We start from the raw sequence: 26145 nt of genomic DNA, 5'->3' as shown, positions 1-26145 counted from the left end.
CTAAACTGCCCGCTCCACATCGCTCCGGTTCCTTTCCCATGCAGAAACCAGTTGTCGTGCTCGCCATCTCCGCGGCCTTGGCAGGCCTCTCGTCCGCAGCCCCAGCTGCGACCGATGCCCCCGTCGAACTCGACCTGCTGCTGCGCGGCGGCACCGTCTACACGGGCGATTCGGACCAGCCCGTGGTGGGCGATGTCGGCATCGTGGGCGACCGCATCGTCTTCGCGGGCCGGAAGGCGCCGCCGCAGTTCAGCGCGCGGCGAACCATCGACGCGGCCGGCCTCGTCGTGGCACCGGGCTTCATCGATGCCCACACCCACGCCGATGCCGACCTGCATTCCACCGATCCGCGCAAGCGCCTGAACATTCCCTTTCTCACCCAGGGCGTGACCACCGCGGTCATCGGCAATGACGGCTTCGGCGGCTTCGACATTGCCGCGCAGACGCAGCGCCTGCGATCGGCGCCCGTTGGAACCAACGTCGCCATGTACGTGGGCTTCGGCCCCGTGCGCATCGACCAGCTCGGCGAAGCCAATCGCACGCCGACGCCCGAGCAGCTCGACGCCATGCGCCGGCACGTGAGCCGCGCCATGTGCGACGGCGCGCTGGGGCTTTCGACCGGGCTTTTCTATCCGCCGCAGAATTTCTCGAAGACCGAGGAAGTGATCGAGCTCGCGAAGGTCGCGGCCCGCCACGGCGGCCTCTACGACAGCCACATCCGCGGCGAGTCGATGTACAACATCGGGCTCAAGGGTTCCATCGAGGAAGTGATCCGCATCGGCCGCGAAGCCCGCCTGCCGGTGCATGTGGCGCACATCAAGGCACTGGGCGTGGACGTGCAGGGCCAGAGCGGCGACATCATCCGCCGCATCGAGAAGGAGCGTGCCGCCGGCCTCGACATCACGGCCGACCACTACCCGTGGACGGCATCGAGCACGCGTTTCTCGGCCGCGCTCGTGCCGCCCTGGGCGGTCGACGGCGGGCGCGCGGCGATGCTCAAGCGCTTCGATGACCCGGCCGTGCAGGAGCGCCTGCGCACCGGCATGCGCGAGAACCTGCGCCTGCGCGGCGGTCCTGAGAGCATCCTGTTTTCGGCCGGCAGCACCAAGTACGTGGGCAAGACGCTGGCCGACGTGGCCAAGGCCTCGGGTGCCGACCCGGTGGATGCCGCCATCGCCGTGCTGCGCGACGGCGACCTGATGATCGCCTCGTTCAACCAGAGCGACGACGACGTGCGCGCGTTCATGAAGCGGCCATGGGTCATGACCTCCTCCGATTCCTCGCTGGGCCATCCGCGCGCCTACGGCACCTTCGCGCGCAAGTACGACCAGTACGTGGTGAAGGAGCACACGATCTCGCTGGGCCAGTTCATCCGCAGCAGCTCGTCGCTGACCGCGGACACGCTGGGCCTGAAACAGCGCGGGCACCTGCGGCCGGGCTACTACGCCGACGTGGTCGTGTTCGACCCCGCGCGCTATGCCGCCAAGGCCACCTACACGCAGCCGACGCTGCTGTCGGAGGGCGTGGTCACGGTGTTGGTGAACGGCCGCCTCGCGGTGGATGCCGGCAAGCCCACGGGCGTGGGCGCGGGCCAGCCGTTGCTGCGCACGCCGAAGGCCGGCAGCTGCACCTGACGCGGCTCAGCTCTTCTTCAGATGCCGCCGCTGGTCGTAGGTCGGCTGCGGCGGCAGGTCGGCCAGGTGCCGCGTGTCGGCCCAGTCGAGGATCTCGATGGCGTCGGGCATGGCCGGGTCGGCAATGCGGATGCGGTTGAAGCCCGCGTTGGGAATGTCGCTCTGGCGCGGCCCGCTGAGGCTGAGCCCGCGCGCGGTGCGCCACACCATGTCGAGCACGCCGCCGTGCGTGACCACCACCAGCCGCTGCCCCCGGTGCGCAGCCGCCAGCGCGCCGATGGCCGCGACGATGCGCGTGTGGAATTCGCGCGCCGTTTCGCCTTCGGGCATGGCGTGGTCCTCGCGGAACTCCAGCCATTGCTCCCAGGCTCGCGGATGCAGCGCCTGGATCTCGTCGGCCCGCATGCCTTCGACAATGCCGAAATACTGCTCGCGCAAGCCCACCGACGTGACCACCGGCAGCGACAGCTGCTGCGCGGCCGGCGCGGCGGTCTGCTGCGCGCGCATGAGGTCGCTGCTGATGATGTGCTGCGCGGTGTCGCCCGCCAGCCGCAGCCCGAGGCGGCGCGCCTGCTCGTGGCCGATGTCGTTGAGCGGCACGTCGGCATGCCCCTGGAAGCGCAGCTCGCGGTTCCAGGCGGTTTCGCCGTGGCGGATCAGGATGAGTTCGGTCGCGGAGTCGGGTGAAGGCGTGGGCATGGACGCCCATTCTCCACTGCGTGCGTGACGCTCGGGACCTGGGTGGCGGCATCTGTTGCAGCGCCGCCACCTGCAGCTCGAACGGCGCCGCACTCGCCGCGCCGGCGATGGCGCAAAATCCGGCCATGCCCCACCTTGTCCTGCTGCCCGGCCTTGCCTGCGACGAGCGCATCTGGGAGGCCCAGCTTCCCGCGCTCGAGCCCCTGTTCGAAACGCGCGTGACCGATGCCCACATGCGGCACGACACCATCGAAGCCATGGCTGCGGCCGTGCTGCGCGAGAACCCCGGCCCGCTGCTGCTGTGCGGCGCGTCAATGGGCGGCATGGTCGCGATGGAAGCCGCGCGGCAGGCGCCCGAGCGCATCGCGGGGCTCGCGCTGCTGGGCACCAACGCACGGCCCGAGGCGCCCGAGATGTACGAGCTGCGCGAAAGCGCGATCGAACTGTTCGAGCGCGGCGAGCTGCGCGACGTGATCGAGCCCAATGTGGTGTTCGCCTTCCACCCCGCGCAGGCCGCCGATGAAGCGCTGGTGCAGCGCTACGTCGAGATCGTGCTGGACGCCGGCACGCAGCAGCTCATCACGCAGAACCGCGCGGTGATGCGGCGCCCCGACGCGCGCACCCACCTGCCCTCGCTGCGCGCGCCGGTGCTGCTGGTGTGCGGCGATACGGACCGGCTGACCCCGCCCGACTGCACGCGCGAGATCGCGGCGCTGGTGCCGCATGCCGAAGTGGTGTGGGTGCCGCAATGCGGCCACATGCTGACGATGGAGCAGCCCGCGTCCGTGAATGAGGCGCTGCTCGGCTGGCTCGCTCAGTGGAGCTGACCGCCGGTTTCGGCCACGTCCTTTTCAACGGCCAGCGCGGTCGCCACCGAGATGCGCAGCGCCTCGATCATGGTGGCCAGCGACATGCTCGGCACGCCGGGAAAGCGCGCCGCCTGCTCGGGCAGGTAGGGAATGTGGATGAAGCCGCCGCGCAGCCCGGCCGCCGGATGCATGGCGATGCGGTGCATCAGGCCGTAGAAGATGTGGTTGCAGACGAAGGTGCCGGCCGTGTTCGAGACCGCCGCCGGAATGCCGGCCGCACGCAGGTCGCGCACCATGGCCTTGATCGGCAGCGTCGAGAAATACGCGGCGGGCGCGCCGGGCACCACGGGCAGGTCGATGGGCTGGCGGCCAGCGTTGTCGGCAATGCGGCCGTCGTCGATGTTGATGGCCACGCGCTCGGGCGTGATCTCGGCGCGGCCGCCGGCCTGGCCGATGCACAGCACCAGCCGGGGCTGCAGTTCGTCCATCGCACTTGCGAGCACCTCGATGGCCTGGCCGAACACGCAGGGCATCTGGCGCGCATGCACGGTGGCGCGGCCGCACCGCCAGCCGTCGAGTGCGCGCACGGCCTCCCATGAGGGATTGAGGGCTTCGCGGTCGAACGGATCGAATCCGGTCAACAGGACATCGGTTCGCTGCGCCACGGCTTGAATCAGGCCATCGCGCGAACCGCGATGCCCTCTTGCTGCAGGCGCTCGCGAATGCGGCGCGCAAAGGCCAGCGCGTGGGCGCCATCGCCATGCAGGCACACGGTCTGGGCATTGACCGGCACGATGCTGCCGTCGATCGCCTTGACCTTGCGGTCGCGCACCAGCGAGAGCGTCTGGGCGAGGGACTGCTCCTCGTCCTCGATCAGCGCGCCGGGCTGGCTGCGCGGCACCAGGCTGCCGTCGGGCATGTAGCCGCGGTCGGCAAAAACCTCTTCGACCGGCGTGAGGCCGGCACGGCGCGCGGCGTCGATCATGCCGCTGCCCGCAAGGCCGAAGAAGCGGAGCGAGGGATCGAAGCGCCGCACCGCTTCGCAGAGTGCGTCGGCGAGTTCGGGCTCCTTCACGGCCTGGTTGTAGAGCTGGCCGTGCGCCTTCACGTGCGAGAGCTGGCCGCCCTCGGCCTTGGCGATCGCGGCCAGCGCGCCGACCTGGTAGAGCACGTTGGCCACGATCTCGTCGGGCGGCAGGTGCATGGTGCTGCGGCCGAAGTTCTCGCGGTCCGGAAAGCTCGGATGGGCGCCGATGGCCACGCCGTGCGCGATGGCCCAGCGCACGCATTGCCGCATGGTCTTGGCGTCGCCCGCATGCCAGCCGCAGGCGATGTTGGCCGAGCTCACGAGGCCGAGCAGCGCTTCGTCGCTGCCGGCGCCTTCGCCGAGGTCGGCATTCAGGTCGATTTGCATGGGGTGGGTTCCTTCTTCAAGACGGGCCGGCGCGTCGGGCCAGCCGGCGCGCCTGCGCTGCTCGCACAGTCTATGCCGGTCTCGTCCAGCCCGCTGCCGCCAGCCCTTGCGCGACCTGCGCAAGATAGCGCTGCTGCCCGGCCCAGGCCTCGAGCGCCGCGGCCATGTCGACCTGCACCAGCCGCAGTCGGCCGTCCAGCGGCGCCTGCGCGAGCTTCCACAGGTCGGCGCGGATCACCACGCCGATGCGCGGATAGCCGCCGGTGGTCTGCGCGTCGCCCATCAGGATGATCGGCTGGCCCGAGGGCGGCACCTGGATCGTGCCGGGAATGACGCCCGACGAGAGCATGTCGGCACTGCGCCGGCGCTTGAGCTCGGCGCCCGCGAGCCGGCTTCCCATGCGGTTGCTCTGCGCGGTGATGCGCCAGCGCTCGCTCCACAGCAGCGCCTGCGAGGCCACGGTGAACTGGTCGAACTCGGGGCCGGGCAAGACGCGCAGGGCGATGGCCGAATCGCTTTCCTCCGCTCCCCAGTCCGGACCGCGCAGGCCGAACGGGCGCCGCGCGAGCCGGGCGGCATCGAGCGCCGTGGCGCCCAGTGGGAGCCGGTCGCCCTTGCGCAATGCGCGTCCCTGGTGGCCGCCGAAGCCGGCCTTGAGGTCGGTGCTGCGCGAGCCGAGCACCGGCGGCACGTCGATGCCGCCCGCCACCGCGAGCCAGCTGCGCAAGCCGGCCTTCTTGGCGCCAGCCGCGTTGGCGCCCGCGAGCTTGAGCGTTTGCCCCGCCGCGACAGGCACGCTCCAGCAGGGCCAGAGCGGCGCGCCGTCGAGCCGGGCGCCAAAGCCGTCGCCCACCAGCGCGATGCGCGTGGCCGTCTCGAAGCGAATCTCGCAGCCGCCCATGGTGAGCTCGAGGCCGGCTGCACCGTCGGCATTGCCGACCAGCCGGTTCGCCAGTGTGAGCGCCAGCACGTCGAGCGCGCCGCCGGGGCAGATGCCGAGCTGGCGGTGCCCGTGCCGCCCCAGGTCCTGCACCGAGGCCAGCATGCCGGGCTTGTGCACCAGCATCATGTCTGCACGCTTTCGACGACGAAGCGCACGTGGTCGCCGGGGCGCAGCAGGGTCGGCGGCTCGGCCGACGGATCGAAGAGTTCGAGCGAGGTGCGGCCGATCAGCTGCCAGCCGCCCGGCGACACCAGCGGATAGATGCCGGTCTGCTCGCCGCCGATGCCGACCGAGCGCGCAGGCACCGCCGTGCGCGGCTCGGCGCGGCGCGGCGTGGCAAGCTCGGGCGGCAGCCCGCCCATGAAGGCGAAGCCGGGCAGGAAGCCCAGCAGGTAGACCACGTAGTCGGCCGCGCTGTGGCGCCGCACCACCTCGGCCGGCGTGAGTCCGGTGTGCGCCGCGACATCGGCAAGATCGGGGCCGTGCTCGCCGCCATAGGCCACCGGAATCTCCACCCGGCGGCCCTCGATGGCCGTGGCCGACAGCCGAGGCCAGGCCTCGTTCACGCGCGCCATCAATGCCTCGATATCGACCGCGGTCGGATCGAAGGTTAGCGTGAGGTTGTTCATGCCCGGCAGCACCTCGCCCACGCCAGCCCATTGCTGCACCTCGGCGCCCAGCGCCCAGATCTGCTGCTGCTGCGCCAGCGTGGCGGGCGGCGGCAGTTCGCAAAGCAGCGCCGCATCGCCCAGCGGATGCAGGCGCGGCAAGGGAAGCCGGCTACTCACGACCCAAGCTGCGCACCTTGGCTGCGAGCTGCTTCTCCACGTCGGGCGAGACGAACTTGTGGACCTCGCCACCGAGCATGGCGATCTCGCGCACGAAGGTGCTCGAGATGAACTGGTACTTGTCGCTCGGCGTGAGGAACACGGTTTCGACGTCGGGCATCAGCGAGCGGTTCATGCCCGCGAGCTGGAATTCGTAGTCGAAGTCGGTCACGGCGCGCAGGCCGCGCACCATGGCCTTGCCGCCGCGCGCCACCACGAAGTCGCGCAGCAGGCCCGAGAAGCTCTCGACCGTGACCTGGTCGCTGTAGGGCTTCACGGCCTCGCGCGCCATCTCGATGCGCTCCTGCAGGCTGAACAGCGCCTTCTTGTGATGGCCCGCCGCCACCGCGACGATGACCTTGGAGAAGAGCTGGGTTGCACGCCGCACCACGTCCTCGTGGCCGAGGGTGATGGGATCGAAAGTGCCGGGATAAACCGCGATCACGTTGCTGGCCATGGTTGCTTCTTCCTCATGCAGCCGGTGCGGCTTGTTCGGCGGATTATGCAGTCCCGTTTGCGGCCTGCCGCAGCAAGTGGGCGTGCACCGCCCCTGCCTTGAGGTAACGAAAACCAACAAGGCCGAGCGTGGCCAGCTCCTCGTCGCTCCAGCGGCGCGGTGCCTCCAGGTAGACGGCGCCCCCGCTTTTCATGGCGCGCGCGGCGGCCCGCAGCGAGGGTTCGTAGAGGGCGATGCTCTCGAAAGGCGGATCTAGAAAGACCGCATCCAGGCTGCCCGCCGGGGCGCGTTCGAGCGCGGTGAGCCCGCTGCCGCGCTCGATGCGCACGGCCTCGGCCGAGAGCTTGGCCTTGGCGGCCTGCAGCTGGGCCACCAGCGCGGCGTCCTGCTCGCAGAGCAGCACGCTCGCGGCGCCGCGCGATGCGGCTTCCAGGCCGAGCGCCCCGGTGCCTGCGAAGGCATCGACGCAGTGCCAGCCCGGCAGTTCGCCTCCGCCGGCACCCGCGATGCTCGCGAGCCAGTTGAACAGCGTCTCGCGCACGCGGTCGGGCGTGGGGCGAAGGCCCGGCTTGTCGGCCACCGAAAGGCGGCTGCGCTTCCATTGGCCACCGATGATGCGCACCTCGTGCGGCAGCGATTTCGATCGTGGCGACGGCGACGAGGGCGGCGTCGAAGGGGAGCGCCTGGCGGCTGCGGCTTTCTTCTGGGGCATGCGGCAAGCTTAACGCCGCCGCATGCGGGCTCAGGCCCCGAGCAAGGCCCGCCGCGCCAGCAGCGCGGCCAGCAGCAGCATCGTGCCGCCGATCAGCGCGTCGAGCATCTGCCAGGCGCGCGGCCGTGCAAACACCGGCGCCAGCCAGCGCGCACCGAAGCCCAGCGCCGAGAACCACAGTGCGCTCGCAACCGCGGACCCGGCGATGAACCAGGCCTTGAGTGCGCCGCCGTACTGGGCGCCGGTGCTGCCCACGAGCAGCACGGTGTCGAGGTAGACATGCGGATTCAACAGGGTGAAGCCCGCCGCCTGCGCCAGCACGGCGGTGCGCGAGAGCGAAACGCCCTGGGCCTTTGCCTGCAGCGCGCCGGGCTGCCGGGCACGCCACAGCGCGCGCAGCCCGTAGGCACCCAGGAACAGCGCGCCGAGGCCGGCGAGCGCGGTGGCCACCGCCGGCCGCCCTTTCAGTGCCTGCGCCATGCCTGCCACGCCGGCCGTGATCAGGATGGCATCGCTGGCCGCACAGAACAGCACCACGGCGCTCACATGCTCGCGCCGCAGCCCCTGGCGCAGCACATAGGCGTTCTGCGCGCCGATGGCGACGATGAGCACCAGGCTCATCAGGAACCCATTGACGAATGCGGCAGAGATTTGTTCGATCACCATGGCGCCAGCTTGCCGCTTCGTCTCTATTAATTCAAACTAAACTTCCTAAGCCATATTCAGTTTTTCTAATTCACGCGAACCATGCTCGACTACGCCGCCCTGAATGCATTGGCCGCCGTGGTGCGCGAAGGCAGCTTCGAGCGCGCGGCCCGCGCCCTCCACGTCACGCCCTCGGCCGTCTCGCAGCGCGTGAAGCTGCTCGAGGAGCGCACGGGCGGCGCGCTGCTGGTGCGCGGCCAGCCCTGCATCGCGACGGAAGCCGGGCAGCAGCTGTGCCGGCACATCGAACGCGTGGGCATGCTGGAACATGAGCTGCGCGAGGCGCTGCCCGCGCTCGGCATGGGCGGCCGCAGCGGCGAGGGAGCCGAGCGGGTCACGGTGCGGGTGGCAGTGAACGCCGACAGCCTGGCCAGCTGGTTCATGGCCGCTGCCGCCGCCTTTGCAAGGCAGGAAGAATCCGCCCTGCTCGACCTGACCGTGGACGACCAGGACCACACGGCCGAGCGCCTGCGCAGCGGCGCGGTGCTGGCGGCCGTCACCGCGCTCGCGCAACCGGTGGCCGGCTGCAACAGCGAGGCGCTGGGCGCCATGCACTACGTGGCCGCCGCAAGCCCGCAGTTCGTCGAGCGGTACTTCGCCAAGGGCGTGGGTGCGCGCACCCTGGCCCATGCGCCGAGCCTGGTGTTCGACCGCAAGGACCGGCTGCAGGCACGCTGGGTGCGGCGCATCTGCCACCGCAGCATCGAGACGCCGCGGCACTGGCTGCCCTCGGCCCAGGGTTTCGTCGAAGCGGCGCGCGCCGGCATGGGCTGGGGGATGCTGCCGGCCAGCATGGCGGCCGACGCAATGCGCACGGGCGCGCTGGTGGAGCTGGTGCCCGGCTCGGCGCTGCAGGTGCCGCTCTACTGGCAGCAGGCGCGCGCCGCGCCGCAACTGCTCGAGCGCCTCAAGGCCGCGGTGCGCGCAGCCGCCGCGAGCGGCGCGCACGCGCTGCGCTGAAAAACGCGGCCTCGGGACGCGGCCCTATTTGCCGCCCACCACCACCGTCACCATGCGTTCGGGCTGCAGCTTGCGCGCGAAGGCGGCCCGGACCTCGGCCGCCGTGACCGCGTCCATGCGCGCGGTCCAGGTGTCGAGATAATCGAGCGGCAGGTCGTGCCAGGCGATGTTGGCCACATTGCCGATGAGCTTGCGGTTGCTGTCCAGCAGCAGCGGGAAGCCGCCGATCAGGTTGTCCTTGGCAGCCTTGAGCTCGGCGGCGGTCGGGCCTTCGGCCACGAACCTGGCGAGCACGTCGCGCGAGACCCTCACCGCTTCCTCGGCCTGATCGGGGCGCGTCTGGAAACCGACGCGGAAGGCGCCGGCGTCCAGCCCCGGCGCGAAGCCGCTGTAGACGCTGTAGGCCAGGCCGCGCTTCTCGCGCACTTCGTTGGTCAGCCGCGAGACAAAACCGCCGCCGCCCAGCACGTAGTTGCCGAGCGTGAGCGCGAAATGGTCCGGATCCTTGCGCGGATAGCCGGGCTGGCCGATCAGCACGTGGGCCTGGGCCGAAGCGAAGGGAATGCGCTCGTCCTTGGGCGCGGTGAGCGCGGCCACCGGCGCAATCGCCGGGAGCGGCGTGCACGCCTCGGGCCCCGGCAGCCGGGAGAGCAGCGCGGTGGCCATGGCCTCGGCCTCGGCGCGGGTCACGGCGCCCACGATGCTGAGCTTGGCCCGGCACGGCACGATCAGCTCCTGGTAGCGCTGCCGCATGGCGGCGGTGTCGATGCGCGCGAGCGTGGCCTCGGTGACTTCCTGGCCGTAGGGATGGCCGCCGTAGACGGCCTTCGCGAAGGCGCGGCCCGCGATGGTTGCCGGCTTGGTGTTGGCCTCCTTCAGCGAGGCATTGATGCGCTCCCGCTCGCGCTGCCAGATGTCGTCGGGAAAGGCCGGCTCGCCGATCTCGCGCGAGGCCAGCGCCACCACCTTGGCGCGCAGCGCCGGGTCGGACAAGGTGCGCAGCGAGTAGCTGGCGCGGTCGGTGCCGGCGCTGGTGCCGAACTCGGCGCCCAGGTCGGCCCAGGCTTCGCCGAGCGCGTTCTCGTCGAGCGCCGGCTCGCCGTTCTTGCCGGCGCGCACGCCCTTCTCGACCATGGTCGCGGTTGCGCTGGCCAGGCCGGCCTGGCCGGCCGGATCGCGCCGGCTGCCGGCATCGAAATCGATCTGCACGTCGACGATGGGCAGCGCCTGGGTCGACACCAGGTAGATCTTGGCGCCGCTCGCGAGCGTCCAGTGCTCGATCGGCAGCGCGGCCTGTGCGGCGTTCAGGCCGGCGAAGGCCGTGGCGGCCGCGAACAGCGCGGAGCGCAGGATTTTTGTCATGGGGGTCATTGAAGAATCCGGGCCTTTCAGTGCAGTTCGCCCTGCGGGGCGGCAAAACCGCGGCCGCGCGGCCTGGCTTCGAGCGGCAAGGGGCGCAGCGTGGCCACGGTGAGCTGGTCGTCGCCGAAGTACTTGGCGGCCACGGCCTGTACCTGGGCCGGCGTCACGGCCTGCAGCTTCGCGACGATGCGCGCGCTGGTGTCCAGCGGCAGTCCCTGCACCCAGTTGCTGCCGAGTTCGCGGGCCTGCGCCATCACGGAGTCGCGCTTGTAGGTTTCGCTGGCCACCCACTGCGTCTTGACGCGCGCGAGTTCGGCTTCGCTCACGCCCTCCTTCGCGACGCGCGCCACCTGGGCGCGCAGCGCCGCCTCCACCGCTTCGGCGCTCTTGCCGTGGGCCGGCACGCCCACCAGCGTGAACAGCTGCGGCCCGCGGCCGGCCAGGCCCGAGTAGGCGCTGGCCGAATCGGCCACGCGGTCGGGGCCCTGGGTCAAGGCACGGTCGAGCCGTGCACCCGTGTAGCCGTCGAGCACGGCCGACAGCACTTCGAGCGCCCACACGTCGCTGTCCGCGGCATCGATGCTTTCCAGCTGCGGAATGCGGAACGCGAGCGACACGTAGGCCTGCTCGGCCGGCGCCTTGAACTCGATGCGGCGGATGCCGCGCTGCGCGGGCTCGGTGCGCGGCTTGCGCGCGGGCACGGCGCGCGCGGGAATGCTGCCGTAGTACTTCTCGGCCAGCGCACGCACCTGGGCCACGTCGACATCGCCCACCACCACCACGGCGGCATTGGCGGGCACGTACCAGTGGCGGAAGAAGGCGCGCGCGTCGTCGGGCGTCATCGCGTCGAGGTCGCTCATCCAGCCGACCACGGGGCGGTGGTAGGGCGAGGCCGTGAACACGGCCGCGTTCTGCTGCTCGCCGAGCAATGCGCGCGGCTGGTCTTCGGTGCGCAGGCGCCGTTCTTCCTTGACCACCTCGATCTCGCGCTTGAACTCGTCGTCGGACCACTGGTTGTTGGCGAAGCGGTCCGATTCGAGTTTCATGACCTGCTCCAGGCTGGCCACGGGAATCTGCTGGTAGTAGCCCGTGTAGTCGCGCGTGGTGAAGGCGTTCTCCTGGCCGCCCAGCGCCGCCACGCGGCGCGAGAACTCGCCGGGCTTGATGTCCTTGGTGCCCTTGAACATCATGTGTTCGAGCACGTGGGCCACGCCCGAGGTGCCGTCGACCTCGTCCACCGAGCCCACGCGCACCCAGAGCATCTGCACCGCGGTGGGCGCGCGCCGGTCGGGCTGCACCAGCAGCGTCATGCCGTTGGCCAGGGTGAATTGCCGGGGTGCGGATGCGGCCGCGGCGGCAGCGTCGGAGGGAGCGGCGGTGGGAACCGGTGTGGGCTGGGCCTGCGCAGGCATGGCCCACAGCGCGCAAAGCGCCATTGCCAGCACCGCACCGGACGCAGCACGGCGTGGCGAGGGGTGTTTCATAGAATGGGTCGGATTGTAAAAAGCTCCCGATGTTCAGTTTCTTCAAGAAAAAACCGCCTGCCGAAGCCCCGGCCGCGCCGGCGCCCTCACCGGCCGCCGAGCCGGCCCCTGCGCCCGAGCCCGCGCCTGAGCCCGCTGCCGCACCCGCGCGCTCGGTGTTCTCTCCGTCGAGCTGGTTCGGCTCGAAGCCTGCCGCGGAGGAAGCGGCGCCTCCGCCTGCAGCGCCCCCGGTGGCGCCTCCTCCGCCGCCACCCGCGGTTGCGCCACCCGCCGCACCCGTGCCTGCACCAGCACCAGCACCAGCACCAGCACCTGCACCTGCACCTGCGCCGGTGCCCGCTCCCGCTCCCGCCGTCCTCATCGAAGCCGCCATGCCCGCCGAGCGCAAGGGCTGGTTCGACAAGCTCAAGACCGGCCTGCGCAAGACCGGCACCGGCATCCAGGCCGTGTTCGTCAACGCGCAGATCGACGAAGCGCTGTACGAGGAGCTCGAATCGGCTCTGCTGATGGCCGATGCCGGCGTCAAGGCCACCGAATACCTGCTCGACGACCTGCGCGGCCGCGTCAAGCGCCAGATGGCAACCGATGCGGCGCAAGTGAAACGGCTGCTGGCCGATGCCATCACCGACCTGCTCCAGCCGCTCGAAAAACCGCTGGTGATCGGCCAGTTCACGCCGACGGTGATCATGGTGGCGGGCGTCAACGGCGCCGGCAAGACCACCTCGATCGGCAAGCTCACCAAGCACCTGGCCAGCGAAGGCGCCTCAGTGCTGCTGGCCGCGGCCGACACCTTCCGCGCGGCGGCGCGCGAGCAGCTGCTGGTCTGGGCCGACCGCAACACGGTCGAGATCGTGAGCCAGGAAGGCGGCGACCCGTCGGCCGTGAGCTTCGACGCAGTCACGGCCGGCAAGGCGCGCGGCAAGGACGTGGTGCTGGTCGACACCGCCGGCCGGCTGCCGACGCAGCTGCACCTGATGGACGAGCTCAAGAAGATCAAGCGCGTTGTCACCAAGGCCGACGCCACCGCGCCGCACGAGGTGCTGCTGGTGATCGACGGCAACACCGGGCAGAACGCCCTGGCGCAGGTCCGGGCCTTCGACGAGACGCTGGGCCTCACCGGCCTGGTGGTGACCAAGCTCGACGGCACGGCCAAGGGCGGCGTGCTCTGCGCCATTGCGCGCGAGCGGCCGATCCCGGTCTACTTCATCGGCGTGGGCGAGAAGCTGGAAGACCTCGAGACCTTCAACGCGCGCGAGTTCGCGCTGGCGCTGCTGGGCTGACGCGCCGGCAGCGGCCGCCCGCCCTCAAAAACCGAAGAGCGAGCGGGTGTCGCAGAGAAAGCCGCTGCAGTTGGCAGGCTTGACGTAGAGCGTCCTGATCTGGCCGCTCGGCAGGCCGTAGTCGCCCACCAGCGCGTTGCCCTTGGCGCCCTCGGCGTTCGCCTGCGCGATGTAGTCCGCGCTGTTGGCCGCGGGCTGCAGGCTCTGGTAGCTGAACGTGGCCGCTTGCGACAGGTCTTTCTCGTAGAGCAGTTTCAGGCCGTCCGAGAAGACGTAGCCGGTCTTGAACCGGAAGCCCTGGGCGCCCTTCGCCTCGAACTGGGCCAGGAAGTCGGAGTCGCTGCCGGGCTGGTCCAGCGCTTCATAGCCGTAGGTGGCATTGCCTTGCGCGTCCTTTTGGAAGACCAGCACCGTGGCTCCGCCGATCATGTACGCGCCGCCGACGCTGTAGTAGCCGTTGCCGCCCTGCGCATTGATCAGCGACAGGTAGGCGGCGCTGTCGGCGGGTGCCGCCTGCACGGCATAGGTGTAGGTCGATGCCGAGCCGTTGTCCTTGCGGTAGAGCGTGCGGATCTGGCCGCCGACCACGTATGGCCCGCCCCACTTGAAACCCCGGGCGCCCTGGGCGTTGAGTTGGGCCTGCAGGTCCGCCGTGGAGCCGGTGTCCGGCAGCAGTTCGAAGGCGTAGGTGGTGCCGGCATCCTTCACGTAGGCCTCGACGACCTCCGTGCTGGTCGGGCTCGTGGGGAAGGCCAGGCCGCTGAAGAAGCGGAAGGCCCTGGCGCCCTGGGCATTGAGTTGGTCGAGAAACGCCGAAGCGTCGGCGGCGGGCGGCAGCGCCTCGTACATGAAGGTGCGGGTGGCCGGGGCGGGTGCCGGGGCCGGGGCCGGGGCGGGTGCCGGGGCCGGCGCGGGTGCAGGAGGCGGCGGAACCCCGTTGCCCCAGCCAACCGGCAAGCCACCACCGCCTCCTCCACCCCCGCCGCCGCATGCCGCGAGGGCCAGCATGGTGGTGGTTGCGATTGCTACCGCTGCAAACTTGAATCTCATTCGGAATCCTCCCTGATCAATGTGTGTGTGCGACCCAGGGAAGGTACGTCCGGGGGGCTGACGGCCACCAGTGCCGAAAGTCATGACATCGCCGGCTAACGCCCCGGCAATTACCAGCCACACATTCGAAAGTATTCGATTCCGAGCCGCTAAGCGCTTGCCGCTCGGGCCATCATCCGGAACAGCGAATCGGCGGCCACCGGCTTGAACAGCACCGGAATCCCGGATTCCCGCACGCGCTGCAGCCTGTCGGGAGAGGTTTCGCCGGTGATCAGCAGCAAGGGAATCGTGGGCCCGCCCTGCCGCCGGCCGCTCAGGCGCAGGCCCACGTCCAGCCCATCGACGCCATCGGCCAGCCGGTAGTCGCACATCAGCAGGTCGAAAGGCCGCCTTTCGCTGCTCGCCTGCTGCAAGGCGGCGGCAGCGGCGGCTTCGTCCGCGACGGCGAGCGCGTCGATCGAATGCGAGCGCAGCAGGCCCGTCATGGCTTCGCGGATTTCGGATTCGTCGTCCAGCAGCAGCACCCGCGCGGGCAGTGCCGGGGCCGCTCGCCCGGGCCGTTTTTCCTGCCGCGGCGCCGCAGCCTCGGGCAGGAAAGGTCCGGCCAGCGCGCCCGCCTGCGGCGCAACGGCCGGCAGCACCACGCGGAAATGGGTGCCGCGCCCGAGCCGCGAGTGCATCTGCACCGGATGGCCCAGCAGGTGCGAGAGCCGCTGCACGATCGACAGGCCGATGCCCAGCCCCCTCGAGCGGTCGCGCCCCGGATTGTCGATCTGGTAGAACTCCTCGAAGATCCGGTTCGACTGCTCGGGCGCAATGCCGATGCCGGTGTCCCGCACCTCGATCCACACGAACTCCCCGCGTTCGCGAGCCGTCACGGTCACTCCGCCGCGCGCGGTGTACTTGAGGGCGTTGTCCAGCAGGTTGGACAGCATCCGATGCAGCAGCTGAGGGTCGCTGCGCACCCACAACCCGCTGGCGCGCACGCGCAGCTGCAGCTGCTTTTGTTCGGCCTGGGCCGAGAAGGTGTGGTTGAGCGGCAGGAACAAGGCATCGAGCTGGACGGCCTGGCGCACGGGCGTGACCACGCCGGCGTCCAGCCGCGAGATGTCCAGCATGATGTCGAGCGAGGCGCCCAGGGCATTGACGGCGCGCATCAGGCGCTGCGCGTTGAGCTCCTCCGGACGGCCGCGCAACTCGTTCTCGAGCGCGGCGCCGAACAGCGCAATGGCATGCAGCGGCTGGCGCAGGTCATGGCTGGCGCTGGCCAGGAAGCGGGTCTTTTCCCGGCTGGCGCGCTCGGTGGCGGCAATCTGCTCTTCCAGCCGCACGGCCAGGGCTTCCTTCTCGAAGCGCAGGACCAGCGAATCCGCCAGCAGCCTGTGCTCCTGCACGCCGACGCGCAGCATGAGAAACAGGTAGATCGAGGCGAAGGCCGCGAGAAAGAGATGGATGGAGTCGCGCTGCCACGCCAGCGCAACGATCAGCCCGCCCATCATGGGCAGCGTGTGGCCGAACAGCGCTGCCTGGAGCGGCCGCAGCGACTGCACGGCCCGGGCGCAGTTGCCCATCATCACCACCATCAGCGCGGCAGTGACCGGCAGGTTGCCCGCGGGCACGAAGATCCACGGCGCCAGCGCATCGGCAAACCCCAGCAGGGTCACGATGCGGGTGATCCTGCGCGCCCACCAGGCGCTGTCCGCCGCCGGAACCGACGGATTCCAGCGCGGCGTGAAGTACATGCCCAGGTACAGCGTCAGGTGCAGCACGACGAAGGGCAGCACCATCGGGTCGCCCAGCTGCAGGTACATGAATGCACCGAGCACCAGCACGAAGACGACGCGGGCCAGGAAGGTGGCGTTGTAGTTGAAATAGACCGACGCCACGTGTTCGCGCAGCACGCGCTGGTTCAGCGGCGTGTCGGCCATGCGCGGCGGCTCAACGCAGGCTGCTGATCAGCTGCGCACGCGAACGCACGCCGAACAGCAGCAGGATGGTCGATACGTGGTTCTTCACCGTGCCTTCGCTCAGGTTCGCGAGCTGGGCGATCTCCTTGTTCGCCTTGCCGTCGAGCACCCATTGCAACACCTGCATCTGGCGCGGCGTGAGCTCCTGCCAGGCGCTGGCCCGGGCCGATTCGGCGTAGCCGCCGGGCGCCTTCGGCATGGCGGCGGAAGGGGAAGCTTCAGGCGCGCCGGGCTCGAGCAGGCCGCAGGCGCGGATGAATCCCACCACCTCCTTCAGGTCCGCCGACTTCGGAAGAAAGGCGCTCGCGCCCAGCGCCACCGCGCCCTGCGCCAGCGAGGTGTTGCCGGTGCCCGACAGCACCACGATGCGGGCGGACGGGTGGCGCAGGCGGAATTCCGCGAGGCCGCTCAGGCCGTGGGTGTCGGGCAGCGCCAGATCCAGCAGCACCAGGCGGATCGACTCGCGGTGCCTGTCGTACAGCGCCAGCGCCTCGGCCGCGCTGGCGGCCTCGAAGACCTCGATGCTCGCCCCCGAGGAGGCGGTCTGCGCCTCGATCAGCGCACGCACGCCGAGCCGCAGCAAGTCGTGGTCGTCCACCACCAGGATGGCACCCGGCGCCCGCGCGGGGATGCCGCTCGCCAGAAGCGGCGGCGGCGGGTTGGAGGAAGATTCGAGCGAAGGCACGCGGTCGATCTTAGCGACGCGCCCGGCGCGCAACAGTGCACTAAGTCATGGGGTAGCCGCCGTTCCGGGGCATCGCTTGCTCTTGTTTTAATAGCACTTGCCATCCCCTGCGCGCGGGAGCACCATGCGCTACCCGCCGCACCGAACGGCGTTTGGAGACAACAACCATGATGCACACCGCCGATGCCCCGCTGGCAGCGGGCGAGCGCAAGGTCGACCGGCTGCTGGCCCACTATGGCGAAAGCCACCGCCATCCGATCAACGAGCTGATTCACTTCGCCGCGATCCCGGCCATCATGCTGAGCCTCGTCGGCCTGCTGTTCGCGTTGCACCCGTGGGCCGCCTACCTCTTCGTGGCGGCCAGCCTGGTCTACTACGCCCTGCTCCGCTCCCCTGCGTTCCTGCTCGCCATGCTGGCCGGCACGGCCCTGGTGCTGGCGCTGGTCCATGCGATGGGGAGCCTTGTACTGCCGGTTTCCGCCGCCATCTTCGTGGTGGCGTGGATCTTCCAGTTCATCGGCCACAAGATCGAAGGCAGGAAACCTTCTTTCTTCGAAGACATCCAATATCTTTGGGTGGGGCCGCTGTTCGTACTCTCGAAGCTGTTTTTGCGCCTCGGTATCCGCTGGTGATTCCCAGGGTCGGACGCCGCCGCAGGCCGGATCGCCGTCCGGCTGACAACTTTGGCTATCGGTGCGATAGAAACTTAGGGGGAACCCTTGGCTTAGCACTCCCTCCAATCGAGTGCTAATATGGCCAATACAAAGGAGTTTCCCCTGATGACCACGCTGTCTGGAGCCTCTGCCAACCAGCTCGCCGTCGCCAATCCATGGTCGATGGTGCCGCCGCTGGGCAACCTGGATGCTTATATTTCGGCCGCCAACCGCCTGCCGATGCTCACGCTCGAAGAAGAGCAGGGCTTCGCACGCCGTTTGCGCGACCACAACGACCTCGAAGCGGCCGGTGCGCTGATCCTCTCGCACCTGCGCCTCGTGGTGTCCATTTCGCGCCAATACCTGGGCTACGGGCTGCCTCACGGCGACCTGATCCAGGAAGGCAACGTCGGCCTCATGAAGGCCGTGAAGCGCTTCGACCCCGACCAGGGCGTGCGGCTCGTGAGCTACGCCATGCACTGGATCAAGGCCGAGATCCACGAGTACATCCTGAAGAACTGGCGCATGGTCAAGGTCGCGACGACCAAGGCCCAGCGCAAGCTGTTCTTCAACCTGCGCTCGATGAAGCAGGGCTTCAAGGCCGACTCGGCCGCGGCCGACAACGGCACGCACCGCGACACGCTGAGCCCCGACGAGGTGTCGCAGATGGCGACCCGGCTCAACGTCAAGCCTGAAGAAGTGCTGGAAATGGAAACCCGCCTGTCGGGCGGCGACGTGCTGCTCGATCCGGGTCCGTCGGACGACGGCGACGAGGCCTTCGGCCCGATCGCCTACCTGGCCGACGCCACGCAGGAACCCACCGCCCTGCTCGAGTCGCAGCAGCGCGACCGGCTTTCGAGCGACGGCATTGCCACCGCGCTCGAAGCGCTGGACGACCGCAGCCGCCGCATCGTCGAAGAGCGCTGGCTCAAGGTCAACGACGACGGTTCGGGCGGCATGACGCTGCACGACCTGGCGGCGGTGTACGGCGTGAGCGCCGAGCGCATTCGCCAGATCGAAGTCGCGGCCATGAAGAAGATGAAGAAGGCGCTGGCCGACTACGCCTGAGCCCTCTGAGCTTCACCCGAACAAGCCCGGCCGCGTGCCGGGCTTTTTCATGCCTGTTTGGCCAGCGTGCGCAGCGCCCGCCTGGCAATGTAGCGGGTGGCCGGTGTGTCCGACTCGGCCACCCAGCGCGCGCAGAGCCGGTCGACCCACTCGGGCTGGGTCTTGCTCGCGTCGTTGAGCCAGTTGGCCACCGAATTCTGCACATAGCGGCTGGCGTCGGCTCGCAGCGGCGCGAGGAGCGGCAGCGCGCGCCAGGGCTCGGCCTTGAGCGCGTCGATCTGCGCGCACCAGACGCCGCGCGGGCGCGTGAGCTCGCTGGCAAAGCGGCGGATGTTCGGATCGGCATCGGCCGTCCACGGCTGCAGCAGCGCGAGCGACTCGTCGAGCGAGGCGATGACCGCGTCGCGCACCGCCATCCAGGCGATTTCCCGCACGCCGAAGTGCGGATCGGCGGCAAAACGCCGCACCGCCTCCAGCTGCGCCGCCAGCGGCAGGCCCGAAAGCGTGACCCACTGCGCGGCCCAGCAGCGCGCGACGTCGCTCGCGTGCGTGGCCAGCCGGTGGGCGACGGCGTCGCGCTCGGCATGCAGCGCCGCCAGGTCGTAGAGCGCGCGGGCAATGTGGCCGTGCCGCTGCATCGGCTTGAATGCGCCGAGCATGGCGATGGTGTCGGCCAGCCGCTCGCTGGCCGGATCGAGCCCGATGTGGGCCGCCACGCTACGCGCGAGCCGCGGCAGCTCGAGCGCCAAGAATTCGTTGAGGTTGACGGTCTCGAGCAGCCCGTCGTTGAGCGCGCGCAGCACCTCGGGCGGAATGAGTGCGATGCGGAAGGCGCCCCGGCGCGCCTTCAGGTGCTCGACGGAGGCCAGGGCAAGGGCGGCGTCCATGGGCGCGCGGTCAGGACTTGAGCAGCGCCTTCACGTCCGACACCATCGGCGCCACGCCGGCGCCATAGCGCGCGTAGAGCCGCAGCCGGCCGTCGGTGTCGTAGACGAAGCTGGCGGCCGAATGGTCCATCGAGTAGCTCGTGGGAGTCTTGCCCTCGACCTTCTTGAAGTAGACCTTGAAGTCCTTGGCGACCTGGGCGAGCTGGTCGGCCGTGGGAATCAGCGCGACGAAGCCCGGGTCGAACGCGCCCATGTAGGCCTTGAGCACCTCGGGCGTGTCGCGCGCCGGGTCGACCGTGACGAACAGCACCTGCAGCTTGTCGCCATCGCTGCCGAGCTGCTGCTTGACCTGCGCCATCTCGGTCATGGTGGTGGGGCAGACGTCGGGGCACTGCGCGTAGCCGAAGAACAGCACGACCACCTTGCCCTTGAAATCGGCCAGCGTGCGCAGCTTGCCGTCGGCATCCTTGAGCGAGAAGTCGCGGGCATAGTCGGCGCCCGTGATGTCGACCGCATTGAAGCTGGGCTTGGCTTCGCTGCAGGCCGAAAGACCGAGGCCCAGGGTGGCGGCCATGGCGGCCCATCCCGCACCGCCGGCAATCAGTTGGAGGGCATTTCGCTTGTTCATGGGCACGGGCATTCGGTCAGTCAATCAATCAGCGGAGGTAATGGTCGACGAGCAGCGCCGCGAACAGCACGCTCAAATGGATCAGCGAGAACCGGAAGGTCTTGCGCGCCAGCGCATCGGAGTAGTTGCGCCAGAGGGCGAAGGCATAGCCCGTGAAGCCGATGCTCACGCCCACCGCCACCGCCAGGTAGAGCCAGCCGCTCATGCCGTAGATGAAAGGCATGAGGCAGGCCGCGAACAGGATGAAGGTGTAGAGCAGCACCTGCAGCCGCGTGAACTCGTTGCCGTGCGTGACGGGCAGCATCGGCAGGCCGGCCTTGCGGTAGTCCTCGACGCGGTAGAGCGCCAGCGCCCAGAAGTGCGGCGGCGTCCACAGGAAGATGATCAGGAACAGGATCAGCGCCTCGGGGCCCACGTCGCCGGTCATTGCGGCCCAGCCCAGCACCGGCGGCATCGCGCCCGAGGCGCCGCCGATCACGATGTTCTGCGGCGTCAGCGGCTTGAGGATCACGGTGTAGATCACCGCATAGCCGACGAAGGTGGCAAAGGTCAGCCACATGGTGAGCGGGTTGACCTGGAACCAGAGCAGCGCAGAACCGGCCGCGCACAGCAGCGCCGAGAACACCAGCGCCTGCAGGTCGCTGAGCTGCCCGCGCGCCGTGGGGCGCCAGGCGGTGCGCTTCATCTTGGCGTCGATGCCCTTCTCGACCAGGCAGTTGAACGCCGCCGCCGCGCCCGCCACCAGCCAGATGCCGATGCAGGCCAGCACGGCGCGCTGCACGTCGGCCCACGAGGGCAGCCCGGGCACGGCCAGCACCATGCCGATGAGGGCGCAGAAGACGATCAGCTGCACCACGCGCGGCTTGGTCAGCGCATAGAACTGGCGCAGCACGTTGGCGGTGCTTGTCTGCTGCACGGAAATCGGCGTGCTCACGCGGCGGCCTCCCTCTGGTTGTTGTGTGGGGCGCCGGGCGCCTTGTCCGTATCGTGTGCGGTCGCGGTCGCGGCCACGGCCACGCGGCGGCTCTCGCACAGCGCCCATGTCAGCACCACGGCCAGCGCCGCGGCGCCCCCGGTGTGCAGGACCGCGGCGACCAGCGGCCAGCCGAGCAGCACGTTGCCGAGGCCGGTGGCCAGCTGCAGCAGCGCGAGTCCCGCGAGCCAGCGCGCCTGCGGCCGCAGCGGCGGCGTGCGGCGCAGCTGCCACGCGAGCACGCCCAGCGCGGCGAACACGGCGTAGGCCATCAGCCGATGCACGTAGTGGATGGCGGTGAGCGCGGAAAAATCGAGCGGCACGCCGCTGCCGGTCACGCCCAGGTGGCGCCAGATCTCGAAGCCCTGGGCAAAATTCATCGGCGGCCACCAGCTGCCTTGGCAGGTCGGGAACTGGGTGCAGGCCAGCACCGCATAGTTGGTGCTGACCCAGCCGCCGAGCGCGATCTGCAGCAGCAGCAGGGCCGAGGTGGCGATCAGCCCGCTGCGCAGCGCAGGCGACACCGGCGTGGGCAGGCGGTCGGCGGCGGCCTGCCGGTAGCGCACCGCCTGGATGCACAGCAGCACCAGCAGCACCACGGCGCCCAGCAGGTGCAGCGTGACGATCGCTGGAAAGAGCTTCCAGGTGACCGTGAGCGCGCCGAATGCGCCCTGCAGGCAGACCCAGGCCAGCGTGAGCGCGGGCCACCAGGCGCTGAGCGTGGCGTGCTCGCCGTCCGCCGGCGCGGGCGGCATGCGGCGCTGGCGCCGCCGCACGGCCCAGGTGGCGCCCGCCAGCGCGAGGATCAGCACACCGACGCCGGTGGCCAGGTAGCGGTGCACCATCTCGACCCAGGCCTTGCTGTGCGTGACGGGGCCGGTCGGCTGGGCCGACTGCGCCATGGCGATCTCGTGGCGCGCGCCCACCGGGCTCGCGTTGCCGTAGCAGCCCGGCCAGTCGGGGCAGCCCAGGCCCGAATCGGTGAGCCGGGTGAAGGCGCCGAACAGCGTGAGGTCGAAGGTGAGGAACAGCGTCAGCACGGTGAGCGCATGCAGCCGGCGCGCCGGACCGGCGCCCGCGTTGCGGCGCCACACCCACACCAGCGGGCCGAGCGCGATCAGCACGCCGGCAGCCATCAGCCAGGCGACGGGGGTGAGGTCGTAGAGCGAGCCGGTGTCCATCATGCGGTGCTAGCGGCCGGGCTCGTCCCAGGAGGCGGAGGCGCGCAGCAGGCGGTCGAGGTCGCGCTTGGCGCGGCTCGCGCCCGCGGCGTCCATGCGGGCCGGAAATCGCATCATCCAGTTGCCCATCGGATCGACCACGTACAGGTGCTCGGCCAGCCCGTGGCCCGGGGCGGGCGCGAGCCACTTGGCCAACTGCTCGGCCGGCACGCGCAGCACGGTGGCGCCGCGCAGGCCGTTGTCCAGCCGCGCCGGAACCGGCGCCGCATCGCTCACGAGCCAGACGCGGTCGAGCCGGTCCTTCTCGCGGCCCAGGCTCTCGCGCAGCTGGCGCTGCAGGTAGAGCTGCTGTTCGCAGAGCGCGTCGCAGGCCGCATCGGCCACGGCCACCAGCAGCCACTGGCCCTTGAGCGTGGCCAGGTCGACCGGCGCGCCGCTGCGGTCCGTGGTGGCGAGCACAGGCAGCGTGCGCTGCGGATCGATGAGCTCGCCGTAGACGCTGCGCCCCTCGGGCCGGATCACGTAGTAGGTGAAGTACGACGCGATGACGGGCGCGGCGCACATCAGCATCACGGCAATCATCTTCCAGCGCCCGGCCACCGTGCGGCGGCCCTCGGCACCGTCGAGCGCCTGGTTGGGCGACGGCATCGAGTGCACCGTCAGGCCCAGCGGTTCGTCAGAGGCTGCGTTCATCGCGTGCGCGGCGCCTCGAGCGGCGGTAGGGGGAAATGATTTGGAACCAGACATAGAGGATGACCACGAGGGCCGAAAGCCCGAACCACTGGAATGCATAGCCGTAGTGCTTCTCCAGACCCAGAGCGGGGGCCGGCCAGTCGCGCTGCAACCCCTCGGAAGCGGGGCCGGCCTGCTGCAGCGACACGTCGGTTCGCAGCGGCAGCTTGGTTTCGGCGCGGAACGCTTCCAGGTCGAGATTCTGCCGGATGGGCGAAGACCCCGCGGATTCCGGTGCCGAGGCGGCCGCGGCCGGCTTGCCGAGCTCGAACAAGTGGCCCGGCGGCGGCTCGATCAGGCCCGTGACTTCGACGATGCCCGGCGGCGTCTCGACCGCGCCCAGCTGCGTGCGGTCGTTGAAGTTGCGCTGCACCCAGCCGCGCTGGATCATCACGGCCTGGTCGCTGCCTTCCAGCGCGAACGGCGTCAGCACGTAGAAGCCCGGCACGCCATGCATCTGCCGGTTGTCCAGGTAGACCGTCTGTGGCGTCAGCCAGAGGCCGCGCAGCCGCACCGGCCGGTGCAGCTCGCCGGCCGGCGCCTCGAGCGCCAGGAACTCGGCCTGGGCCAGCGGCGGCTTCTGCTTCTGGGCCTCGATCTCGGCCTGCAGCGCCTCCTTCTGCGCGGCGCGCGACAGCTGCCAGCGGCCCAGCGACACCGTGGCGCAAAGGGCCAGCACGGCGGCCAGCGTGACCAGCAGGAAGCGGCCCCGCCTGGGCCTCTGGCGGGCGGAATGAAGGGGTTCCGGCGTCACTGGAGTGGATGAGGCGTGCGGCCGATAATCGGGGTCATGAAATATTTCGTCGCCCTGGTTTTCGTGGGCATCTTCGCGAGCCTTGCCTTTGCGCTCTTCTACATGCTGAAAGACGGGCGCAACGGGCGCGCCAAGAGCGGCGGCATGGCGCGCGCCCTCACCTTTCGGATCGGCCTGTCGGTGTTTTTGTTCCTCTGCATGCTGCTGGCCTGGAAATTCGGCTACATCCAGCCCACCGGGCTCCCGCTCGGCAAGTAGATGGTGCTCGTTCCACGAGAACCATGAAAAAGGCGCCTTCCGGCGCCTTTTTTTCTGCATGCCGCGGGGGTCGCTCAAAGCCAGTACACCAGCATGTAGAGGCCGAGCCACACCACGTCGACGAAGTGCCAGTACCAGGCCGCGCCCTCGAAGCCGAAATGGCGCTCCGGCGTGAAGTGGCCCTTCTGCAGGCGCAGCGTGATGAACAGCAGCATCAGCATGCCGATGAACACGTGCAGGCCGTGGAAGCCGGTCAGCATGAAGAAGGTCGAGCCGTAGGCGCCGGAGCTGAGCTTGAGGTTCAGCTCGGTGTACAGGTGGTGGTACTCGTAGCCCTGCACGCCCAGGAACAGCACGCCGAGCAGCACGGTGAGCCACATGAAGCGGATGGTCTGGGCACGATGGCCGGCACGCAGCGCGTGGTGGGCAATGGTGAGCGTCACGCCCGAGCTCAGCAGCAGCGCGGTGTTGATCGTGGGCAGCCAGAACGGGCCGACGGTCTGGAAGGGCTCGACGATGTCGGCCGGCGAACCGGTGGCGCCGGCTGCAACGCTGGGCCACACGGCCTTGAAGTCGGGCCAGAGCAGCGCGTTGTCCAGGCTGCCGAGCGCCGGCAGCGAATGGGTGCGGGTCCACCACAGCGCGGTGAAGAAGGCACCGAAGAACATCACTTCGGAGAAGATGAACCAGCTCATGCTCCAGCGGAACGAGAGGTCGATCTTGTGGCCGTACTGGCCGCTTTCGCTTTCGCCGATGGCGGTGCGGAACCACACGAACAGCGTGGCGAGCCACCCGACCATGCCCGCCAGCAGGGACCAGGCGCCCCACTGGTGGCCGTTGATCCATTGGGCCGCGCCGAGAATCACGAAGAACAGGCCGGTCGCAGCCATGACCGGAAAGGCCGATGGCCCCGGCACGAAGTAGTAGGGCGTGGCGCCGTGGGTGGTTGAACTCATATCAGCTCCTGGCTTTCTTTCTTCTCTCGATTCGATGGGTTCTGGATGTCGTGGGCCATGCGGACCGGGCTCAGGGCGCAACCACGTAGCGCACCAGCAGCACCAGGCCGACGATGAAAACGATGACCGCTGCAAAGGCCACCGCGATGATGTGCAGCGGGTTCAGCTTGGCCAGGTCGTCCTGGTAGGCGCTTTTCTTGCGCACCCCGAAGAACGACCAGCACACGGCCTTCACCGTGTCCCACAGCGTGGCCTTGGGCGGCGTGTTCGGTGCGGTCACGAACGGGGCTCATGGGCAGCATTCGAAACAGCGGCCACCGGGGCCGCGGGCGTCTTGCCGCCGACTTCGAAGAAGGTGTAGGACAGCGTGATGGTCTTCACGTCCCTGGAGATCTTCGGGTCGATCACGAAGGCGACGGGCCACTGCTTCTTCTCGCCCGGGTCGAGCGTGTACTGGTTGAAGCAGAAGCACTCCAGCTTGTTGAAGTACGGCGCGGCCTGCTGCGGCGCATAGCTCGGGATGGCCTGCGCCGCCATGCGGCGGTTCTGCACGTTCTGGAATTCGTAGACCACGGTGTTGAGCTGGCCGGGGTGCACCTGAATCGTCCGCTCGGCGGGCTTGAAGTCCCAGAGGGCACCGCGCACGTTGGAGTCGAACTCGACCGTGATGGTGCGCGTGGTGTCGACCTGCGTGTTGTCGGGCACGCGCACGTTCTTGCCGCCGCTTGCGCCCCCCGGCACCTCGAGTTCGCTGAGCGCGAGGATGTTGATGCCGGTCATTTCGCAGATGGCGCGGTACAGCGGCACCAGGGCATAGCCGAACGCGAACATGCCGCAGGCCACCACGGCCAGCTTGCCGACCATGCGGACATTGGCGCGCTTGATGCGTTGACCGAGGCTCATGATGCGGGCGGCTCCGTTGGCTCGTGCTTCAGCGTCCGCTGAACCAGATCATGCGGACCAGGAATCCGAGAAAGAACAGCACGGCGATGGAGGCCAGCGTGAGCCCCATGCGGCGGTTGTTCCTTTTCTGTTCGGGCGTGGTCATCGTGGTCATGCAAGCCGGC

30 protein-coding genes are annotated in these 26145 nt (G+C 69.5%); 7 read left to right on the top strand and 23 right to left on the bottom strand.

Going from position 1 to position 26145, the window contains the following annotated elements; all coding sequences use genetic code 11:
• The first annotated feature begins 38 nt into the window (after window positions 1-38).
• The gene (locus VPA02S_RS21480) at window positions 39-1634 is read left to right on the top strand and encodes an N-acyl-D-amino-acid deacylase family protein (protein ID WP_081247618.1); all 1596 of its coding nucleotides are present in this window, start codon (window positions 39-41) and stop codon (window positions 1632-1634) included.
• 6 nt (window positions 1635-1640) lie between these two features.
• Here the strand turns inward: VPA02S_RS21480 and VPA02S_RS21475 are convergent, their stop codons facing one another.
• Window positions 1641-2333, bottom strand: coding sequence for a histidine phosphatase family protein (locus VPA02S_RS21475; RefSeq protein ID WP_062365536.1), 693 nt, complete (start codon window positions 2331-2333; stop codon window positions 1641-1643).
• 107 nt (window positions 2334-2440) lie between these two features.
• Here VPA02S_RS21475 and VPA02S_RS21470 point away from each other — a divergent pair, with 107 nt between their 5' ends.
• The gene (locus VPA02S_RS21470) at window positions 2441-3160 is read left to right on the top strand and encodes an alpha/beta fold hydrolase (protein ID WP_062365535.1); all 720 of its coding nucleotides are present in this window, start codon (window positions 2441-2443) and stop codon (window positions 3158-3160) included.
• Here VPA02S_RS21470 and pcp read toward each other — a convergent pair.
• From pcp to VPA02S_RS21435, 7 genes are all read right to left on the bottom strand, one after another.
• Window positions 3148-3807, bottom strand: a complete 660-nt coding sequence (gene pcp, locus VPA02S_RS21465) for a pyroglutamyl-peptidase I (RefSeq protein ID WP_062365534.1) — start codon at window positions 3805-3807, stop codon at window positions 3148-3150. The two genes, VPA02S_RS21470 and pcp, sit on opposite strands and share 13 nt — an antisense overlap.
• Before the next feature lie 8 nt (window positions 3808-3815).
• The gene (gene pxpA / locus VPA02S_RS21460; RefSeq protein WP_015867135.1) at window positions 3816-4556 is read right to left on the bottom strand and encodes a 5-oxoprolinase subunit PxpA; all 741 of its coding nucleotides are present in this window, start codon (window positions 4554-4556) and stop codon (window positions 3816-3818) included.
• 70 nt (window positions 4557-4626) lie between these two features.
• Window positions 4627-5625: a 5-oxoprolinase subunit C family protein gene (locus VPA02S_RS21455; RefSeq protein ID WP_062365533.1), complete on the bottom strand. Its 999-nt coding sequence runs from the start codon at window positions 5623-5625 to the stop codon at window positions 4627-4629.
• On the bottom strand, window positions 5622-6269 hold the full coding sequence (gene pxpB, locus VPA02S_RS21450) for a 5-oxoprolinase subunit PxpB (protein WP_062365532.1): 648 nt from the start codon (window positions 6267-6269) through the stop codon (window positions 5622-5624). Before pxpB ends, VPA02S_RS21455 begins: the two co-directional genes overlap by 4 nt.
• A gap of 10 nt (window positions 6270-6279) precedes the next feature.
• Window positions 6280-6783 (bottom strand): pantetheine-phosphate adenylyltransferase, encoded by a 504-nt coding sequence (gene coaD / locus VPA02S_RS21445; RefSeq protein ID WP_015867138.1) that lies wholly within the window; start codon window positions 6781-6783, stop codon window positions 6280-6282.
• A gap of 43 nt (window positions 6784-6826) precedes the next feature.
• Window positions 6827-7495, bottom strand: a complete 669-nt coding sequence (locus VPA02S_RS21440) for an RsmD family RNA methyltransferase (RefSeq protein WP_062365531.1) — start codon at window positions 7493-7495, stop codon at window positions 6827-6829.
• Window positions 7496-7525: 30 nt separating this feature from the next.
• Window positions 7526-8161, bottom strand: coding sequence for a LysE/ArgO family amino acid transporter (locus VPA02S_RS21435; RefSeq protein ID WP_062365530.1), 636 nt, complete (start codon window positions 8159-8161; stop codon window positions 7526-7528).
• 81 nt (window positions 8162-8242) lie between these two features.
• Here VPA02S_RS21435 and VPA02S_RS21430 point away from each other — a divergent pair, with 81 nt between their 5' ends.
• Window positions 8243-9160: a LysR family transcriptional regulator ArgP gene (locus VPA02S_RS21430; protein ID WP_062365529.1), complete on the top strand. Its 918-nt coding sequence runs from the start codon at window positions 8243-8245 to the stop codon at window positions 9158-9160.
• Between the two features lie 24 nt (window positions 9161-9184).
• On the opposite strand, the gene VPA02S_RS21425 is transcribed toward VPA02S_RS21430, so the two are convergent.
• Both VPA02S_RS21425 and VPA02S_RS21420 read right to left on the bottom strand, forming a co-directional pair.
• Window positions 9185-10531, bottom strand: coding sequence for a M16 family metallopeptidase (locus tag VPA02S_RS21425; protein ID WP_062365528.1), 1347 nt, complete (start codon window positions 10529-10531; stop codon window positions 9185-9187).
• A gap of 17 nt (window positions 10532-10548) precedes the next feature.
• On the bottom strand, window positions 10549-12006 hold the full coding sequence (locus VPA02S_RS21420) for a M16 family metallopeptidase (protein ID WP_374987734.1): 1458 nt from the start codon (window positions 12004-12006) through the stop codon (window positions 10549-10551).
• Between the two features lie 29 nt (window positions 12007-12035).
• Here VPA02S_RS21420 and ftsY point away from each other — a divergent pair, with 29 nt between their 5' ends.
• Complete coding sequence (gene ftsY / locus VPA02S_RS21415; protein ID WP_081247617.1) at window positions 12036-13286, top strand: signal recognition particle-docking protein FtsY; 1251 nt, start codon at window positions 12036-12038, stop codon at window positions 13284-13286.
• Between the two features lie 24 nt (window positions 13287-13310).
• Here ftsY and VPA02S_RS21410 read toward each other — a convergent pair whose 3' ends face one another.
• The 3 genes from VPA02S_RS21410 to VPA02S_RS21400 all read right to left on the bottom strand — a co-directional run bounded on the left by VPA02S_RS21410 (window position 13311) and on the right by VPA02S_RS21400 (window position 16988).
• The gene (locus VPA02S_RS21410; RefSeq protein ID WP_062365525.1) at window positions 13311-14336 is read right to left on the bottom strand and encodes a hypothetical protein; all 1026 of its coding nucleotides are present in this window, start codon (window positions 14334-14336) and stop codon (window positions 13311-13313) included.
• Between the two features lie 149 nt (window positions 14337-14485).
• Window positions 14486-16264: a hybrid sensor histidine kinase/response regulator gene (locus VPA02S_RS21405; RefSeq protein ID WP_062365524.1), complete on the bottom strand. Its 1779-nt coding sequence runs from the start codon at window positions 16262-16264 to the stop codon at window positions 14486-14488.
• 10 nt (window positions 16265-16274) lie between these two features.
• Window positions 16275-16988 (bottom strand): response regulator, encoded by a 714-nt coding sequence (locus tag VPA02S_RS21400; RefSeq protein ID WP_062366006.1) that lies wholly within the window; start codon window positions 16986-16988, stop codon window positions 16275-16277.
• Between the two features lie 167 nt (window positions 16989-17155).
• Between VPA02S_RS21400 and VPA02S_RS21395 the strand changes: the two genes are divergently transcribed.
• Window positions 17156-17620 (top strand): Mpo1 family 2-hydroxy fatty acid dioxygenase, encoded by a 465-nt coding sequence (locus VPA02S_RS21395; RefSeq protein ID WP_062365523.1) that lies wholly within the window; start codon window positions 17156-17158, stop codon window positions 17618-17620.
• 147 nt (window positions 17621-17767) lie between these two features.
• Entirely contained in the window at window positions 17768-18709 is a 942-nt protein-coding gene (gene rpoH / locus VPA02S_RS21390) for an RNA polymerase sigma factor RpoH (RefSeq protein ID WP_015867149.1), read from the top strand.
• Window positions 18710-18756: 47 nt separating this feature from the next.
• Here rpoH and VPA02S_RS21385 read toward each other — a convergent pair whose 3' ends face one another.
• The 6 genes from VPA02S_RS21385 to VPA02S_RS21360 are packed head-to-tail and all read right to left on the bottom strand — an operon-like array spanning window position 18757 to window position 23864.
• Window positions 18757-19596, bottom strand: coding sequence for a DNA alkylation repair protein (locus tag VPA02S_RS21385; RefSeq protein WP_062365522.1), 840 nt, complete (start codon window positions 19594-19596; stop codon window positions 18757-18759).
• 10 nt (window positions 19597-19606) lie between these two features.
• Window positions 19607-20224, bottom strand: a complete 618-nt coding sequence (locus VPA02S_RS21380; protein WP_026284245.1) for an SCO family protein — start codon at window positions 20222-20224, stop codon at window positions 19607-19609.
• Window positions 20225-20252: 28 nt separating this feature from the next.
• Complete coding sequence (gene cyoE / locus VPA02S_RS21375; protein ID WP_015867152.1) at window positions 20253-21158, bottom strand: heme o synthase; 906 nt, start codon at window positions 21156-21158, stop codon at window positions 20253-20255.
• Window positions 21155-22381, bottom strand: a complete 1227-nt coding sequence (locus VPA02S_RS21370; protein WP_062365521.1) for a COX15/CtaA family protein — start codon at window positions 22379-22381, stop codon at window positions 21155-21157. The genes cyoE and VPA02S_RS21370 overlap by 4 nt, the downstream gene beginning before the upstream one ends.
• 6 nt (window positions 22382-22387) lie before the next feature.
• Window positions 22388-23071, bottom strand: coding sequence for a redox-active disulfide-containing membrane protein (locus tag VPA02S_RS21365; protein ID WP_062365520.1), 684 nt, complete (start codon window positions 23069-23071; stop codon window positions 22388-22390).
• Entirely contained in the window at window positions 23055-23864 is an 810-nt protein-coding gene (locus VPA02S_RS21360; protein ID WP_062365519.1) for an SURF1 family protein, read from the bottom strand. Before VPA02S_RS21360 ends, VPA02S_RS21365 begins: the two co-directional genes overlap by 17 nt.
• Window positions 23865-23900: 36 nt before the next feature.
• Here VPA02S_RS21360 and VPA02S_RS21355 point away from each other — a divergent pair, with 36 nt between their 5' ends.
• On the top strand, window positions 23901-24122 hold the full coding sequence (locus VPA02S_RS21355; RefSeq protein ID WP_015867156.1) for a twin transmembrane helix small protein: 222 nt from the start codon (window positions 23901-23903) through the stop codon (window positions 24120-24122).
• Window positions 24123-24196: 74 nt separating this feature from the next.
• Here VPA02S_RS21355 and VPA02S_RS21350 read toward each other — a convergent pair whose 3' ends face one another.
• The 4 genes from VPA02S_RS21350 to VPA02S_RS32120 all read right to left on the bottom strand — a co-directional run bounded on the left by VPA02S_RS21350 (window position 24197) and on the right by VPA02S_RS32120 (window position 26126).
• Complete coding sequence (locus VPA02S_RS21350; RefSeq protein ID WP_062365518.1) at window positions 24197-25078, bottom strand: cytochrome c oxidase subunit 3; 882 nt, start codon at window positions 25076-25078, stop codon at window positions 24197-24199.
• Window positions 25079-25148: 70 nt separating this feature from the next.
• Complete coding sequence (locus VPA02S_RS21345) at window positions 25149-25358, bottom strand: DUF2970 domain-containing protein (protein ID WP_015867158.1); 210 nt, start codon at window positions 25356-25358, stop codon at window positions 25149-25151.
• The gene (locus tag VPA02S_RS21340; protein WP_018906709.1) at window positions 25355-25981 is read right to left on the bottom strand and encodes a cytochrome c oxidase assembly protein; all 627 of its coding nucleotides are present in this window, start codon (window positions 25979-25981) and stop codon (window positions 25355-25357) included. The genes VPA02S_RS21345 and VPA02S_RS21340 overlap by 4 nt, the downstream gene beginning before the upstream one ends.
• A gap of 28 nt (window positions 25982-26009) precedes the next feature.
• A complete protein-coding gene (locus tag VPA02S_RS32120) occupies window positions 26010-26126 on the bottom strand; it encodes a cytochrome oxidase small assembly protein (protein ID WP_208856271.1) in 117 nt (38 codons plus the stop codon).
• Window positions 26127-26145 lie beyond the last annotated feature (19 nt).

Origin of the sequence: Variovorax paradoxus NBRC 15149 (assembly GCF_001591365.1) — a bacterium.
GTDB lineage: Bacteria > Pseudomonadota > Gammaproteobacteria > Burkholderiales > Burkholderiaceae_C > Variovorax > Variovorax paradoxus.
The sequence above is the reverse complement of the archived record's forward strand: the minus strand, read 5'-3'. Positions and strand labels throughout refer to the sequence as shown.

What these genes read in the sequence shown, in the direction of transcription:
- VPA02S_RS21380 (WP_026284245.1), bottom strand. Translation starts at nt 20,224, where the DNA reads ATGAACAAGCGAAATGCCCTCCAACTGATTGCCGGCGGTGCGGGATGG.
- VPA02S_RS21355 (WP_015867156.1), top strand. Translation starts at nt 23,901, where the DNA reads ATGAAATATTTCGTCGCCCTGGTTTTCGTGGGCATCTTCGCGAGCCTT.
- VPA02S_RS32120 (WP_208856271.1), bottom strand. Translation starts at nt 26,126, where the DNA reads ATGACCACGCCCGAACAGAAAAGGAACAACCGCCGCATGGGGCTCACG.
- ftsY (WP_081247617.1), top strand. Translation starts at nt 12,036, where the DNA reads ATGTTCAGTTTCTTCAAGAAAAAACCGCCTGCCGAAGCCCCGGCCGCG.
- VPA02S_RS21425 (WP_062365528.1), bottom strand. Translation starts at nt 10,531, where the DNA reads ATGACCCCCATGACAAAAATCCTGCGCTCCGCGCTGTTCGCGGCCGCC.
- VPA02S_RS21435 (WP_062365530.1), bottom strand. Translation starts at nt 8,161, where the DNA reads ATGGTGATCGAACAAATCTCTGCCGCATTCGTCAATGGGTTCCTGATG.
- VPA02S_RS21405 (WP_062365524.1), bottom strand. Translation starts at nt 16,264, where the DNA reads ATGGCCGACACGCCGCTGAACCAGCGCGTGCTGCGCGAACACGTGGCG.
- VPA02S_RS21350 (WP_062365518.1), bottom strand. Translation starts at nt 25,078, where the DNA reads ATGAGTTCAACCACCCACGGCGCCACGCCCTACTACTTCGTGCCGGGG.
- VPA02S_RS21365 (WP_062365520.1), bottom strand. Translation starts at nt 23,071, where the DNA reads ATGAACGCAGCCTCTGACGAACCGCTGGGCCTGACGGTGCACTCGATG.
- VPA02S_RS21480 (WP_081247618.1), top strand. Translation starts at nt 39, where the DNA reads ATGCAGAAACCAGTTGTCGTGCTCGCCATCTCCGCGGCCTTGGCAGGC.
- VPA02S_RS21385 (WP_062365522.1), bottom strand. Translation starts at nt 19,596, where the DNA reads ATGGACGCCGCCCTTGCCCTGGCCTCCGTCGAGCACCTGAAGGCGCGC.
- VPA02S_RS21455 (WP_062365533.1), bottom strand. Translation starts at nt 5,625, where the DNA reads ATGATGCTGGTGCACAAGCCCGGCATGCTGGCCTCGGTGCAGGACCTG.
- VPA02S_RS21340 (WP_018906709.1), bottom strand. Translation starts at nt 25,981, where the DNA reads ATGAGCCTCGGTCAACGCATCAAGCGCGCCAATGTCCGCATGGTCGGC.
- rpoH (WP_015867149.1), top strand. Translation starts at nt 17,768, where the DNA reads ATGACCACGCTGTCTGGAGCCTCTGCCAACCAGCTCGCCGTCGCCAAT.
- pxpA (WP_015867135.1), bottom strand. Translation starts at nt 4,556, where the DNA reads ATGCAAATCGACCTGAATGCCGACCTCGGCGAAGGCGCCGGCAGCGAC.
- VPA02S_RS21430 (WP_062365529.1), top strand. Translation starts at nt 8,243, where the DNA reads ATGCTCGACTACGCCGCCCTGAATGCATTGGCCGCCGTGGTGCGCGAA.
- VPA02S_RS21420 (WP_374987734.1), bottom strand. Translation starts at nt 12,006, where the DNA reads ATGAAACACCCCTCGCCACGCCGTGCTGCGTCCGGTGCGGTGCTGGCA.
- VPA02S_RS21470 (WP_062365535.1), top strand. Translation starts at nt 2,441, where the DNA reads ATGGCGCAAAATCCGGCCATGCCCCACCTTGTCCTGCTGCCCGGCCTT.
- VPA02S_RS21475 (WP_062365536.1), bottom strand. Translation starts at nt 2,333, where the DNA reads ATGCCCACGCCTTCACCCGACTCCGCGACCGAACTCATCCTGATCCGC.
- VPA02S_RS21440 (WP_062365531.1), bottom strand. Translation starts at nt 7,495, where the DNA reads ATGCCCCAGAAGAAAGCCGCAGCCGCCAGGCGCTCCCCTTCGACGCCG.
- VPA02S_RS21370 (WP_062365521.1), bottom strand. Translation starts at nt 22,381, where the DNA reads ATGATGGACACCGGCTCGCTCTACGACCTCACCCCCGTCGCCTGGCTG.
- VPA02S_RS21395 (WP_062365523.1), top strand. Translation starts at nt 17,156, where the DNA reads ATGATGCACACCGCCGATGCCCCGCTGGCAGCGGGCGAGCGCAAGGTC.
- VPA02S_RS21410 (WP_062365525.1), bottom strand. Translation starts at nt 14,336, where the DNA reads ATGAGATTCAAGTTTGCAGCGGTAGCAATCGCAACCACCACCATGCTG.
- coaD (WP_015867138.1), bottom strand. Translation starts at nt 6,783, where the DNA reads ATGGCCAGCAACGTGATCGCGGTTTATCCCGGCACTTTCGATCCCATC.